Source organism: Psychrobacter sp. TB55-MNA-CIBAN-0194 (assembly GCF_040309505.1).
GTDB classification, from domain to species: Bacteria; Pseudomonadota; Gammaproteobacteria; order Pseudomonadales; family Moraxellaceae; genus Psychrobacter; species Psychrobacter fozii.
The window spans coordinates 1-258 of record NZ_JBEOOW010000482.1 but is presented as its reverse complement, the minus strand read 5'-3'; the positions used below and the strand labels follow the sequence as shown (position 1 = coordinate 258).

At 46.5% G+C, this 258-nt stretch carries 1 protein-coding gene; it reads right to left on the bottom strand.

Going from position 1 to position 258, the window contains the following annotated elements; all coding sequences use genetic code 11:
- A partial coding sequence (locus tag AAEY75_RS15990; protein WP_352260147.1) for a hypothetical protein occupies positions 1-258 on the bottom strand: 258 nt, incomplete at both ends.

Here is a 258-nt window from a genome sequence, read left to right as displayed (position 1 = left end):
GGTTGTTTTCGCCTTCTTCATAAAATGGTTTGATGATCTGCTTACGCCCCGCACCCATGCCGCCCATTAAAATCTTGAACTGTTTCCAATCGTTGGCTTTAGACGCGTTGTAGATGTCTAAAAAAGTATCTGGAATGGAATCTTTAAGGCGGCGAATCTCGCGCCAGACAGTAACGGACACAGAGCCGACGAATTGAAACTGACGGATGCCGTAGCGGCTTTTCCAAGCCTGAACCCGTTCTGCAGAATTGATAAAAT